A 13,210-nucleotide genomic window follows, 5' to 3' on the forward strand; every position below is an offset into this window, starting at 1 on the left:
CGTTGTCGGCCGCGGGATCGTCGTGGCCGGTCGCGCAGTTCCCCGCGCCCCTCAAGAGCCCGAGCGCACCGCCGCTGTCGCCTTTCTCGCCGCCACCAGGATCGGGTCCCAGACCGGGGAGAAGGGCGGGGCGTAACCGAGGTCCAGGGCGGTCATCTGTTCAACCGTCATGCCCGCTGTCAGGGCCACCGCCGCGATGTCGACCCGCTTGCCCGCGCCCTCCCGGCCGACGATCTGGACGCCCAGCAGGCGGCCGGTGCGGCGTTCGGCGAGCATTTTCACCGTCATGAGGGCGGCGCCGGGGTAGTAGCCGGCGCGGCTGGTGGACTCGATGGTGACGCTGACGTACCGGAGGCCGGCCCGGTCGGCGTCCTTCTCCCGGAGGCCGGTGCGGGCGATCTCCAGGTCGCAGACCTTGCTGACGGCGGTGCCGACGACGCCGGGGAAGGTGGCGTAACCGCCGCCGACGTTGGCGCCGATGATCTGGCCGTGCTTGTTGGCGTGGGTGCCGAGCGGGATGTGGCGCAGGCGGCCGGAGACCAGGTCGAGGACCTCGACGCAGTCGCCGCCGGCCCAGATGTTCTCGTGGCCCCGGACACGCATGGCGAGGTCGGTCAGCAGGCCGCCGTGGTCGCCCAGGGGCAGCCCCGCCGCCTTCGCGAGGTCCGTCTCGGGGCGAACGCCGATGCCCAGCACCACCACGTCCGCCGGGTACTCGGTGTCCTCCGTGGCGACCGCGCGGACGCGGCCGTCCTCGCCGGTGCGCAGGGCGGTGACCTCGGCGTCGTCGACCATGGTGATGCCCAGGCCCTCCATGGCCTTGTGCACCAGGCGGCCCATGTCCGGGTCGAGGGTCGACATGGGCTCCTTGCCGCGGTTGACGACCGTGACCTCGTACCCCCGGTTGATGAGCGCCTCGGCCATCTCCACACCGATGTAGCCCGCGCCGACGACCACCGCGCGGCGGCCCTCGGTGGCGGTCAGGGTGTCGAGGAGGGCCTGGCCGTCGTCCAGGGTCTGCACGCCGTGCACCCCGGGGGCGTCGACGCCGGGCAGGTCGGGGCGGATCGGGCGGGCGCCGGTCGCGATGACCAGTTTGTCGTACGCGGTCCAGGACTCGGTGCCCGAGTCGAGGTCCCGCGCGCGCACGCGGGCGCCCTCGACATCGATCTCCACGACCTCCGTACGCATGCGCAGATCGATGTCACGGGCCCGGTGCTCCTCGGGCGAGCGGGCGATGAGCCGGTCCCGTTCGGGGACGTCGCCGCCCACCCAGTAGGGGATGCCGCACGCCGAGTAGGAGGTGAAGTGGCCCCGCTCGAACGCCACGATCTCCAGATCCCCGGGGCCTCGCAGCCGGCGTGCCTGCGACGCGGCGGACATGCCCGCCGCGTCGCCTCCGACGACCACCAGGCGTTCCCTCGAACGTTCTTCACCGCGGCTCATGTTCATGGGAACACGCTACGGGCGTCCCGCATTTCGGGCCGGGCGCCTTCGGTCCGACCGGCCGTCAGTCCTGCTCGTCCTGCTCGTCCATCTCATCCTTCTCGGGCTTCTCGGGTGCGGCGGCCGGGAGCGAACCGGCGGTGCCCTCGGGAGCCGTCGCCGGTGCGGGCCGGCGGGAGCGGGCGAAGCGGAACCACAGGAGCAGGACGAGGGCCGTGGCCAGGGCGAAGGGAAGGATCGCGGCGAGCGCCATGCCCAGCCAGCGGAACACGGCGACGAACGCGTTCCAGCCGCCCGCCAGCGCGTCCATGAAGCCGGGGTCGTCGTCCTCGACGGCCTTCTTCACCGCGGTCTCGGACAGGGAGAGCGTGATGGTGGCGAGGCTCGTGCGGTCCTTCAGGGACTTCTGCTGGGCGAGCAGCGACTCCAGGTCGGCCTGACGGCTGCTCAACTCGCCTTCCAGGGTGACCACGTCGCTGAGTTTGGTCGCCCGGTCCATCAGCTCGCGGATCCGGGCCACGCTCGCCTGCTGCGTCTTGATGCGGCTGTCCACGTCGACGACCTGGTCGGTGACGTCCTCGGCCTTCGTCCTGCGCTCGATCAGCTTCCCGGTGCCCTCCAGTTCGGTGAGGACCTCGTCGTACTTCTCGCTGGGCACGCGCAGGACGACCCGGGTGCGTTCGCGGTCCTTGCCGTCACGGGTCGTGGACTCGTCGCCGATGAACCCGCCCGCGTTCTCGACGGTGGTGCGGGCCTCGTCCAGGGCCGTCGGAACGTCCTTGACCCGCACGGTCAGGGTGGCGGTGCGGATGATGTGGCTCACGGCGATGCGGGTAGGTGCGTCGGCGGCCTTGCCGCCGCTCCGGTCGCGGTCGCTGCTCTCGCCGTTCAGGGCGCCCTCCTGCCGGGCCGCCGAGTCGTCGACCTTGCTCAGGGAATCCGCCCCGTCCGCTCCGCCATCGGCGCCGGCGCCGCAGCCCGTGAGGGCCAGGGCGGCGGCGAGGAACAGGGCGGCCAGGGCCCCTGCGGGCCGCCGGGAACGTCGTACGTGTGTTTCGGCCATTGCGGCGTACCCCCCGAGGGTCGTGGCAGGCGTGCTTGCCCGCCTTGCTGACGATTCTTCGACGCGGGAGGGGGCCGGAACGTTGGCGGGATCCGGTCCCGAAGCGGTCACGGTCGGGACTCGGCGAGGCCACAGGGGCGGACGGTCCCACGGTGGGACCGGCGTCATGACTGTCAGTGACATCTGAGAGGGTGGAGCCATGAGCGGATCACGTACGGACGTCGGGCGCGACGCCGGGCATGTCGTCGTCATCGGGGCCGGGATCGCGGGGCTCGCCGCCGCGCACGAACTGCTGGAGCGGGGTGCGAGAGTGACCGTCCTGGAGGCCTCGGACCGGGTCGGCGGCAAGCTGCTGCCCGGCGAGATCGCGGGCGCGCGCGTCGACTTCGGCGCCGAGTCGATGCTGGCCCGCCGCCCCGAGGCGGTCGCCCTCGCGCGCGAGGTCGGCCTCGCCGACCGGCTCCAGCCGCCCGCCACCGCCACGGCCTCGCTCTGGACCCGGGGCGCCCTGCGGCCGATGCCCAAGGGGCACGTCATGGGCGTCCCCGGCGCCGCGTCCGCCCTCTCCGGGGTCCTGTCCGATGAGGGCCTGGCCCGTATCGAGCGCGACGCCGACCTGCCCCGCACCGAGATCGGCGACGACGTGGCGGTGGGGGAGTACGTGGCGGCCCGCCTCGGCAGGGAGGTCGTCGACCGCCTGGTGGAACCCCTGCTCGGCGGCGTCTACGCGGGCGACGCGTACCGCATCTCGATGCGCTCGGCCGTCCCGCAGCTCTTCCAGGCCGCCCTGACCCACACCTCCCTCACCGAGGCCGTCCGGGAGATCCAGGAGCGTGCGGCCGCCGCCCGGCAGACCGGGCCGGTCTTCATGGGCATCGAGGGCGGCGTGGGCCGGCTGCCGCTCGCGGTGGCCGAGTCGGTGCGGTCACGCGGCGCCGAGATCCTCACCCGGACGCCGGTCACGGAGCTGCGCCGCGAAGCCTCGGGCGGCTGGCGTGTCGTCACAGAAGGTGCCGGAAGCGCCGGGACCCGTGTCCTGCACGCCGACGCGGTCGTCGTGGCCGTCCCCGCCCCGGTCGCCGCCGGCCTCCTGCGCGCCGAGGCCCCGGAGGCCGCCGCCGAGCTGTCCGGCGTCGAGTACGCCTCGATGGCCCTCGTCACGCTCGCCTACCGCCGTGCCGGCGTCACCCTCCCCGAGGGCAGCGGCTTCCTGGTGCCGCCGGTCGACGGCCGCACGATCAAGGCGTCCACCTTCGCCTCCCAGAAGTGGGGCTGGATCGCGGACGAGAACCCGGACCTGCTGGTCCTGCGCACCTCGGTCGGCCGGTACGGCGAGACGGCGATCCTGGACCACGACGACGCCCACCTCGTGGACGTGTCGAGAACGGACCTGCGCGAGGCCACCGGCCTGTCCGCGGCGCCCCTCGAAACCCGCGTCACCCGCTGGGACGACGGCCTGCCGCAGTACCCGGTCGGCCACCACGCGCGCGTGGCCCGCGTCCGCGCACACGTCGGGAAGCTGCCGGGCCTCGCGGTCTGCGGCGCGGCGTACGACGGCGTGGGCATCCCGGCCTGTATCGCGAGTGCCGCCGCCGCGGTCGACCAGATCCACGGTGACCTGCGCGCGGTGCGGGATCTCACCGCCAACCCGGTGCAGAGCCCGCACGGCGGAGCGGGAGAATAGGACCATGAGTGACGACGCCCCCACCACCGAGTCCGGCCGGATCCCGAACAAGGGCAAGCTGGCCAAGGACCTCAACGAGGTCATCCGCTACACGCTGTGGTCCGTCTTCCGGCTGAAGGACGTGCTGCCGGAGGACCGCGCGGGTTACGCCGACGAGGTCCAGGAGCTGTTCGACCAGCTCGCCGCGAAGGACGTGACCGTCCGCGGCACGTACGACGTGTCGGGCCTGCGCGCCGACGCCGACCTCATGATCTGGTGGCACGCCGAGACCGCCGACCAGCTCCAGGAGGCGTACAACCTCTTCCGCCGCACGAAGCTGGGCCGCGCGCTCACCCCGGTGTGGTCGAACATGGCGCTGCACCGCCCCGCCGAGTTCAACCGCTCGCACATCCCGGCGTTCCTCGCCGACGAGACGCCCCGCGACTACGTCAGCGTCTACCCCTTCGTCCGCTCCTACGACTGGTACCTGCTGCCCGACGAGGACCGCCGCCGCATGCTCGCCGACCACGGCAAGATGGCCCGCGGTTTCCCGGACGTCCGCGCCAACACGGTCGCGTCCTTCTCACTGGGCGACTACGAGTGGCTCCTCGCCTTCGAGGCCGACGAGCTCTACCGCATCGTCGACCTCATGCGTCACCTCCGCGCCTCGGAGGCCCGCATGCACGTCCGCGAGGAGGTCCCGTTCTACACGGGCCGCAGGAAGTCGGTCGCGGAACTGGTGGCAGGCCTGGCCTGAGCCCTGTCAGAGGCGCGGGGCCGTCACCGACGCGGCTCCGCCGCGCGGGCGCGATCAGCCACGACCGACGCGCAGCCGCTCCGCGGCCCCGACCCGCGGAGCGTGGGGCTTCTGTTCCGGCCGCGGCGCGCAGGCAGCCCTCCGCTCGGGCACCCGCCCCTCCAACAGGTACGCCTCCAGGTACCCGTTGACGCACTTGTTGGGCCCGCCCGAGACCCCGTGATTCCCGGCGTCCCGCTCGGTCACCAGCACCGACCCCCAAAGCCGCCGGTGCAGTTCGATCGCTCCCTCATAGGGCGCGGCCGCGTCCCGCTCGGCCGCGAGGATCAGCGTGGGCGGCAGCTCACCGGGCCCGGTCCGCACGTCGAGCGGCTGCTGACGCGGCCCGCCCCAGTACGCGCACGGCAGGTTCGTCCACACGTTGTCCCACGTCTCGAAGGGCGCGGTCCGCGCGAGCCGCGTGTTGTCGCGGTCCCAGTCCCGCCACCGCGTCGGCCAGGGCCCGTCGTTGCACTCCACGGCCGTGTAGACGGCGCGGGTGTTCTCCTGCTCGACCGCCGCCTCCGGGTACGGACCGGCGATCCGGGCCAGCGGCTTCGGGTCGCCCTTCAGGTACGCGGAGAGCGCCAGGGCACGCTGCGGCCAGTAGTCGTCGTAGTACGCGGCCTGCAGGAACGCGCCCTGCAACTGCCCCGGCCCGACCTTGCCGCCGGCGGGCCGGGTGGCCAGCCGTGCCGCCGCCCGCTCGTAACTCCGCAGCACCTTGTCCGGGGTGTCGCCCAGCCCGTACACCTGGTGGTGCTTGGCGACCCAGGCCCGGAAGTCCGCCCAGCGTTCCTCGAACGCGGCCGACTGGTCGAGGTTGTTGCGGTACCAGATCTGTGCGGGGTCCGGGTTCACCGCCGAGTCGAAGACCATCCGGCGTACGTGCGAGGGGAACAGCGCCGCGTACAGCGCCCCGAGGTACGTCCCGTACGACGCCCCCATGAACGTCAGTCGCGGCTCGCCGAGCGCGGCACGCAGGACGTCCAGGTCACGGGCGTTGTTGAGGGAGTGGTAGTGCCGCAGCGCGCTCCCGCCCCGCTGCGCGCACGCCCGCGCGTACGCCTTGGCCCGTGCGATCCGCTCCTTCTTGTACGCCTCCGACGGGTGCGTCGGCGCGGGTGAGGGCCCCTGGCGCAGCAGCTTCGGGTCCTGGCAGGACAGCGGCGCCGACCGCCCGACCCCGCGCGGGGCGTACCCGACCAGGTCGTACGCGGCGCCGACGCGCTTCCAGTCCGGGAGGGTGCCGACGAGGGGAAAGAACATCCCGGAGGCCCCGGGCCCGCCCGGATTGAACACGAGCGCCCCCTGCCGGGCGACCTTCCTCCCCTTCGCGTCCTTCCTCGTGGCCTCGATCCGGCTGACGGTCAGCGAGATCTGCTCGCCGTTGGGCCGCGCGTAGTCGAGCGGCACCTCGACCGTCCCGCACCGCACCCCGTCCGGCAGCCCCTCCACCGCCGGACACTTCCCGAACCGGATGCCTTCGGCCGCGGCCCGCTCGGCCGGCCCACTCGTCCGCGTGTCGCCCCCGGCCGGGGGCGCGGCGAGGCCGCTCAGCACCACCGCCGCGACAGTCCCGTAGAGAACGGCAGCTCGCATCGAGGATCCCTCCGAAGCACGACAGCGACAAAAGGATGTTTCGTGTGAGAAGGGGCAAATGTAAAGCACCGGCCGCCCGTGTGTTCTTCCGGGGCGCGGGGGAGTCGCGCGATCAGCACGAACGAACCGCAGCCCGCGACCCGCCCACGCCGATGGCGCTATCGATGGCCGAACGCCGCCCGTAACGCGGCGGACTCCACCGCCCCCACCCCCCGGACGGCCACCGAGACAAGGTCCGCCGAGTCACCCCCGCCCCGTTCCACCACGGCCCCCAACACCCGCACCCCCTCCGCGGACGCCCACCGCGTACACGGCTGCCCCTCGACCCGCACGATGACGAGACAGCTGAGCGTCAGCACCAGCGGCAAGGCGAACCACAAGGCGACCAGCACGCGGTGCTCCTCGAAGCCCTGCGAGGGCAGCATCAACGCCAGCGCCCCCAACCCGCACACGCCCAGCGCGGCGCCCCGTACCTGGGTGACCGCGTCGGCGACGCTCGTGCGCACGGCCTCCGGCACGGCCAGGCCCGCCGCGACGAGCCGGTCGGACAGGCGGCGTACGGGGTCCGCGGTCGCGGCGCTCCGCCGTACGGACGCTATCCGGGACTGCCCGCCGGGGCCTATCGCGCCGATGACCGAGCGTTCCATCTCGTCGCGCCCGTCCGGGTCCACGACCGTCGCCCAGCCGGTGTGGGCGAGGAGGAGGCGGCGCCGGCGGGCCATGGAGACGAGGGTGAGGTCGGCGACGCGCGCCGGGCCGCCGGACAGGAACGCCGCCTCGTACAGCGTCAGCCGGTGGCAGTGGTGGGCGTGGTCCGCGTGGACGTCGGTGTCGGCGTCCGCCGCACGCAGCGAGGTCAGGCACAGTCGGGCACAGGACACGCCGGCGGCGGCCCAGGCCAGGAGGAGGAAGAGGACCCAGAGCATGGCGTGTTTGTATGCGCCGGCCGGAGGCGGTGGCGCGCGATGTCCTTAATCCGGAGGGAAGGTTCCCGGTCTCTTCCGTTTGTTCGCCCTTGCGGCCCGCAATTGCCAGGCCCCGCAATGGCCAGGCCCCGCGAGCGGCGGGACGGCCGAGTTGTCGCGTTGTAGGGTCCGATCGGGGGGTGATCATGTCGGATCGCGGCTGGGACGACGACAGCGAGTACCAGGAGGCGGTCCGGCGGGCCGAGCGGGCGACGCGGTTCGGCTGGTCGGCCATCGGCGGCACGCTGGGGGCCCTCGGCTGTGCGCTGATCGCCGCGGTCGTCGTCTGCGCGGCCGTGGTCGTCGCGTGCGTGTACGTCGTGGTGGCGATGCCGGACTAGTGATCTGGTCCGGAGATCCTGTCGCAGTAGCGGCAGATCCGGTCGATGATCTGGTCGGCTGTCTTGGTCCACTTGAACGGCCTGGCGTCCTCGTTCCAGGTCTTGATCCAGTCTTCGAGCGCGGTCTTGAGTTCGTCGAGGGAGCAGAACACGCCGCGTTCGAGGCAGCGCCGCTGCAGTTCGGCGAACCACCGCTCGACCTGGTTGATCCAGGACGAGTACGTGGGCGTGAAGTGCAGCTCGAACCGGGGGTGCGCGAGCAGCCATTTGTGCACCACCGGTGCCTTGTGGGCGGAGAGGTTGTCGCAGATCACGTGGACCGCCAGGCCAGGATCGGTCTGGCGGTCGATCTCGTCGAGGAAGTCGCGGAAGTCCACGGCCCGGTGCTGCGCGGACAGTTTGCCGATCACCTTGCCGGTGGCGGTGTTCAGGGCGGCGAACAGGTCCACGGTGCCGTGCCGGACGTAGTCGAAGCTGCGGCGCTCCGGGGTGCCCGGGATCATCGGCACTACCGGAGCTGTCCGTTCCAGGGCCTGGATCTGCGGTTTCTCGTCGACCGCGAATACGGCCGCGTTCGCCGGCGGGGCGAGATACAGTCCGACCACGTCACGGATCTTGTCGATCAGCAGCGGGTCCGGAGAGATCTTGAAGGTCTCCGTGCGCCAGGGCTGCAGCCCGAAGGCCCGCCAGATCCGCAGCACACTCGTCGGTGAGATCCCCACCCGCCGGGCCAACTCCCGCTTCGACCAGTGGGGGGCGCCTTCGGGCACCTCTTCCAGCGTGCGCACCACCACCTCTTCCACCTGGGCGTCGGTGATGGTGCGGGGCACGCCGGGACGCGGCTCGTCGGACAGGCCATCGAGACGGCGTTGCAGAAATCTGGTCCGCCACCGGCTCACGGTCCCGCGATCGGTGTCCAGCCGCGCGGCCACCGCGGTGTTGTTCAGCCCGTCCGCGCAGGCCAGCACGATCCGTGCCCGCTTGGCCAGGCCCTGCGCGGTTGTCCGCCGTTTGGCCCACCCCCGCAACACCAGCCGCTCGTCCTCGGATAACACCAGCGGTTGCAGCCTGCTGTCCCCCATTCCACCAGCAGACCGCAACCGCCAGCCGCTGTCACCGCCCAAGCCGAAATCTGAAACGAACCACGACTCACGTGGCGAGACGTGAACTCAAGACCAGCTCACTAGGTGATGCGTGACCGGATGGCGCGTGACCAGCAGGTCCGGCGGGTGGCTCTCAGCCGTCGTCCTCCACTGGCCCGTTGGCGGCCGGCGGCAGGGTGTAGCGGGGTGCGGACGTGGCCGGGGCCGGGGTGGTCGGTGTGGGTGACGGGGTCACCGGGACGGGGGAGCCGGGGTCGTTCAGCGGGCCGGACGTGGCCGGGGAGCCGGTGGGGGCCGGGGCGCCCGCGGCGAGGGTGTCGCGGGCGATCGCGTCGTAGTCGACGAGCCCGGTGGCCTCCAGGACCTTGATGTGGTCGAGGACGGTGGTGTTGGCGTCGTCGGCGAGGCCGCGGACCAGCGAGTTGCGGGTGGTGGCGCGGACCTGGGCGACGACGGAGAAGACCTTGCCGTGCGCCAGGCGCAGGATGTTGGCGAACTCGCGGTCGTAATTCGCGCCCTGCGCCGCCGTCAGGGTGTCCAGCCACGCCTTCTGCTGGTCGCTCGGCTGATTGGGCAGGGGCAGGCCGAGGCGCGCGGCGACGTCGCGGACGCGGGCGTCGAGGACGGTGTGCCCCTCGATGAGATGCTCCCCGGCGGTCCGTACGGCCTCGGTGGTGCCCTTGGTCTCGGCCTGCTGCCCGGCGGGCAGCTCCCACAGCCCCGCCAGCCTGACCTTGGTGACGAACTCCCGGTCCAGGGCGGACAAGGGACCGTACCGCGTCGTCACGGTGGACGCGTTGAGCACGCTGACGTCGGTGCCCGAGCGGTCCGCGTAGGACCAGATCGGGAAGACCAGCGCGATGAGCGTCGCCGTCAGTCCGGCGACGATGAGTCCTGTGCCACTGAACAGTCCCCCTCTGCCGTTGGTGGTTCGCATGGTGCCTCCTGCTCGCGGCACCGCACGCTAGTGCGCAACGGGTGCTGATTGGCCTACGGACCGGTATGTTACTGCCCGGTCTACGCCAACTGCCGTATGCGGAGGAACGGTTGAGGAGGGGGCAAAGCGCGTCGGATGGGGTACGCGAAGGGGTGGATGAATGGCGCTGAAACGTGTCACAAGGGGCGGTGAACCCGTGTGAGGGGCACGGGTTTGTTAATCGCAGCACATCTGCGGGTGAACACCCCGGCTCAGCGGCGTAGCAGCACCCTGCGGGTCGCGCGGGCCAGCCGGGCCGTCGGGCGCTGGGAGAGCGGGGCGGGACCCGAGCGCTCCAGCCACCACCGGCGTACCTCGCGGAGGACGTCCGCGTCGTGGGGGCGGCCCGTGAGCAGCACGTGCTCGGCGAACGAGAGCGCGTCGCGCCGGTAGCCGTCGGTCATCGGGTGGCCCTGCGCGTACGCCACGAAGGCCGGCCGGTACGACGAGCCGAGGATCTCCGGGAGCTCCGGCGCCACCTTCGCCACGACGTCCGCCCGCTTGGCGGCGAGGGCCCGCGCCTGCACGCCGAGCCGTACCCGGTCGAACCCCTCGGGCACCGGCGTCCCCGCGACCAGCGCGGACAGCAGCGCGGCCTGCGCGAGCCCGAGCCGCTGCCGGGCGACGGGCTCGGCCTCCTCGACGGCAGTCGACTCGGCCGCGGGCGCCTTCCTGCCGGGGCTCCGCACCTCGGCCTTCTCCAGCACCCCCCGGATCGCGCCCAGCTCCCGCTCCAGCTCGCCCGGCTCGGGGAAGTTTTCGTCGCGCTCCAGGAGGACGCCCGGCGGGGTCACGCGGGAGGTGAGGTCGGCGAGGACGTCGAGGACCTGCTGGGGGACTGGGTGGGCGTGGCTGTCGTGCCAGACCCCGTCCCGCTCGAAGCCGCCCGCGACATGGACGTACGCGATGGCCTCGACCGGCAGCTCGTCGAGTGCCTTCGCGGGGTCCTCGCCCCGGTTGACGTGGTTGGTGTGGAGGTTCGCCACGTCGATGAGGAGCCGGACGCCGGTGCGGTCGACGAGGTCGTAGAGGAACTGCCCCTCGGTCATCTCCTCGCCCGGCCAGTTGATGAGGGCCGCGATGTTCTCCAGGGCGAGCGGCACGGGCAGCGCGTCCTGGGCGATGCGGACGTTCTCGCACAACACGTCCAGGGCGTCCCGGGTGCGCGGCACCGGCAGCAGATGCCCGGCCTCCAGCTGCGGCGACGCGGTGAGGGCGCCCCCCGCCCGGACGAACGCGATGTGCTCCGTGACGAGGGGGGCGCCCAGTGCCTCCACGCGCTCGGCGAGGGAGCGCAGGCGCTGCTCGTCGGGGCGGTCGGCGCCGCCGAGACCGAGGGAGACGCCGTGCGGCACGACCGTGACGCCCCGCTCGCGCAGCCGCAGCAGCGACTCGGCGATGTGGCCGGGACAGACGTTCTCGGCGACGACCTCGACCCAGTCGACACCGCCCCCCGACCCGGCCATGCGCTCGATGGCGTCGGCGATCTCCGGCCGCCAGCCGATCCCCGTCCCCAACTGTGCGATCTGCTCCATCGTCCCCTCCTCGGTCACGTCGGCCACGGCCGCACCAGGACTGCGTCTCGTCGAGCCGCGTCTCCTTACGGCGGACCTGTGTTCCGGCGTGACGGAGTCATGGCCCCGGCGGCCGGGGCCGAACCCCGTGGAGGGGACCTTCAGAGCAACATTTGAGCTTTCTGTTCGAGCGTTCTACTGGACCTGCGGCTGCCCCTGGTCCTTGTTGATCTCCTCCGGGTCCGGACGGCCGGTGGGGACCTGCCCCGACTGGAAGGGCGACGGCGTCGACTTCACGTCCGGGTTGGTGGACGGCTCGGCGGGGGGCGCGGCGGGCGGCAGCTGACCGGGGACGGGCGGCGGCGGGCCGGTCGGGCTGGCGGTACCGCTGACCGAGTTGTCGGCGATGGTCGCGAAGTCGACCACGCCGGTGCCCTCCAGGATCGTGATGTGGTCCAGCACGGTCTGGTTGGCGTCGGAGGCCAGCTGGCGGATCAGCGTGTTGCGGGTGGAGTTCCGCACGGTGGCGATCGCCGGGAAGATCTTGCCGTGGGCGGCCCGCAGCAGGTTCGCCCAGGTCTTGTTGTACTCGGCCTCGGTCTTGCTGGCGGTCATCTGGTCCAGCCAGCCCTGCTGCTCCGCCGTCGGCTGGTTCGGCAGCTCGACGCCCAGCTTCGCCGCGATGACCCGCGACCGCTTGTCGAGGTCGGAGTGGCCCACGATCAGGTGGTCGGCGGCCTCCCTGACGGCCTGGCTGCCGCTGCGCTCCAGCGCCTGCTGCCCGGCCGGCAGCTCCCACAGACCTGCCAGCCGCACACGGATGAGCAGGTCGCGGTCGGCGGGGGTGAGCGGCCCCCACTGCGTGGTCACCGTGTCACCGGTGAGCGCGGCCGCGGCCGTCGCGTTGCGGTTGGGGTACGAGTAGAAGATGGGGTAGGCGACCGCGGTGAGCGTGCCGGCGATCGCCAGGGCGACGAGGACAGAGCCCTTGGAGCGTCGCAAATGAGCCTCCCGGAGGAAACCAACTGATCGTTGGGGACTGACTGTTGCTTGGGGTGCGGAGGTGCCGCTGTGTGTCGGGTCGGGGTCCCGTTCGGGGCCGGGCCCGGGGCCGCGTCAGATCGTGCCGTTGGCGATCGCGTCGAAGTCGACCTGGCCGGTCTTCTCCAGGAACGTGATGTGGTCGAGCACGGTCTGGTTGGTGTCCGAGGCCAGCTGGCGCACCAGGGTGTTCTCTGTCTGGTTCCGGATCGCCCCGATGGTCGGGAAGATCTTGCCGTGGGCGGAGCGCAGCAGGTTGGCCCACACCCGGTCGTACTGGTCGTCCGTGGCGTTGCTCATCTGCTGCAGCCAGCCCTGCTGCTGCGCGTTCGGCACGTTCGGCAGCTCGACGCCCAGCTGGGACGCCACGGCCCGCGTCCGCTCGTCGAGGTCCTTGTGGCCCACGATCAGGTGGTCCGCGGCTTCCTTGACCTCCGGGCTCTTCGACCGCTGCATGGCCTGCTCGGCGGCAGGCAGCTCCCACAGTCCCGCGAGACGGACACGGACGATCAGGTCCCGGTCGGCGGCCGTCAGCGGCCCCCACTGGGTGTTCACCGTGCTGGAGGCCATGTTGGCCTGGGCGGTGCCCGAGCGGTCGGCGTAGGACCATACGGGGAACGCCAGCGCGCCGACGGTGACGACGAGGGCAAGGCTGGCGATGAGCGAGCCGTTGAGACGCCGCAAAGTGATCCTCCCGGAT

At 72.1% G+C, this 13,210-nt stretch carries 12 protein-coding genes; 3 read left to right on the forward strand and 9 right to left on the reverse strand.

From position 1 onward, the window contains the following. Positions 1–51 precede the first annotated feature (51 nt). Together OG272_RS37415 and OG272_RS37420 are read right to left on the reverse strand one after the other, a co-directional pair. Positions 52–1,452: an FAD-dependent oxidoreductase gene (locus tag OG272_RS37415; RefSeq protein WP_405895564.1), complete on the reverse strand. Its 1,401-nt coding sequence runs from the start codon at positions 1,450–1,452 to the stop codon at positions 52–54. Positions 1,453–1,510: 58 nt separating this feature from the next. Then, positions 1,511–2,509 (reverse strand): DUF4349 domain-containing protein, encoded by a 999-nt coding sequence (locus tag OG272_RS37420; RefSeq protein ID WP_405895565.1) that lies wholly within the window; start codon positions 2,507–2,509, stop codon positions 1,511–1,513. A 199-nt stretch (positions 2,510–2,708) separates the two neighbouring features. Here OG272_RS37420 and hemG point away from each other — a divergent pair, with 199 nt between their 5' ends. Next, complete coding sequence (gene hemG, locus OG272_RS37425) at positions 2,709–4,193, forward strand: protoporphyrinogen oxidase (protein ID WP_327727383.1); 1,485 nt, start codon at positions 2,709–2,711, stop codon at positions 4,191–4,193. Positions 4,194–4,197: 4 nt separating this feature from the next. Further along, positions 4,198–4,929, forward strand: a complete 732-nt coding sequence (gene hemQ / locus OG272_RS37430; protein WP_326575773.1) for a hydrogen peroxide-dependent heme synthase — start codon at positions 4,198–4,200, stop codon at positions 4,927–4,929. Between the two features lie 54 nt (positions 4,930–4,983). On the opposite strand, the gene OG272_RS37435 is transcribed toward hemQ, so the two are convergent. Together OG272_RS37435 and OG272_RS37440 are read right to left on the reverse strand one after the other, a co-directional pair. Continuing rightward, complete coding sequence (locus tag OG272_RS37435; protein WP_327727382.1) at positions 4,984–6,570, reverse strand: alpha/beta hydrolase; 1,587 nt, start codon at positions 6,568–6,570, stop codon at positions 4,984–4,986. Positions 6,571–6,728: 158 nt separating this feature from the next. Then, the gene (locus tag OG272_RS37440; RefSeq protein ID WP_405895566.1) at positions 6,729–7,496 is read right to left on the reverse strand and encodes a TIGR04222 domain-containing membrane protein; all 768 of its coding nucleotides are present in this window, start codon (positions 7,494–7,496) and stop codon (positions 6,729–6,731) included. 185 nt (positions 7,497–7,681) lie between these two features. Between OG272_RS37440 and OG272_RS37445 the strand changes: the two genes are divergently transcribed. Next, entirely contained in the window at positions 7,682–7,876 is a 195-nt protein-coding gene (locus tag OG272_RS37445; protein ID WP_327727380.1) for a hypothetical protein, read from the forward strand. Here the strand turns inward: OG272_RS37445 and OG272_RS37450 are convergent. From OG272_RS37450 to OG272_RS37470, 5 genes are all read right to left on the reverse strand, one after another. Then, positions 7,873–8,958 (reverse strand): IS630 family transposase, encoded by a 1,086-nt coding sequence (locus tag OG272_RS37450; protein WP_327727379.1) that lies wholly within the window; start codon positions 8,956–8,958, stop codon positions 7,873–7,875. The genes OG272_RS37445 and OG272_RS37450 overlap by 4 nt on opposite strands. 154 nt (positions 8,959–9,112) lie before the next feature. After that, positions 9,113–9,916 carry a DUF4142 domain-containing protein gene (locus tag OG272_RS37455; RefSeq protein ID WP_326575767.1) on the reverse strand — a complete coding sequence of 268 codons (804 nt, stop codon included), beginning with the start codon at positions 9,914–9,916 and terminating at the stop codon, positions 9,113–9,115. 251 nt (positions 9,917–10,167) lie between these two features. Beyond that, complete coding sequence (locus tag OG272_RS37460) at positions 10,168–11,490, reverse strand: DUF692 domain-containing protein (protein ID WP_405895567.1); 1,323 nt, start codon at positions 11,488–11,490, stop codon at positions 10,168–10,170. 174 nt (positions 11,491–11,664) lie between these two features. Continuing rightward, the gene (locus tag OG272_RS37465) at positions 11,665–12,471 is read right to left on the reverse strand and encodes a DUF4142 domain-containing protein (RefSeq protein ID WP_326575763.1); all 807 of its coding nucleotides are present in this window, start codon (positions 12,469–12,471) and stop codon (positions 11,665–11,667) included. A 114-nt stretch (positions 12,472–12,585) separates the two neighbouring features. Further along, a complete protein-coding gene (locus OG272_RS37470) occupies positions 12,586–13,194 on the reverse strand; it encodes a DUF4142 domain-containing protein (RefSeq protein WP_327727377.1) in 609 nt (202 codons plus the stop codon). Positions 13,195–13,210: the final 16 nt, after the last annotated feature.

Source organism: Streptomyces sp. NBC_00104 (assembly GCF_045160825.1).
Lineage (GTDB): Bacteria > Actinomycetota > Actinomycetes > Streptomycetales > Streptomycetaceae > Streptomyces.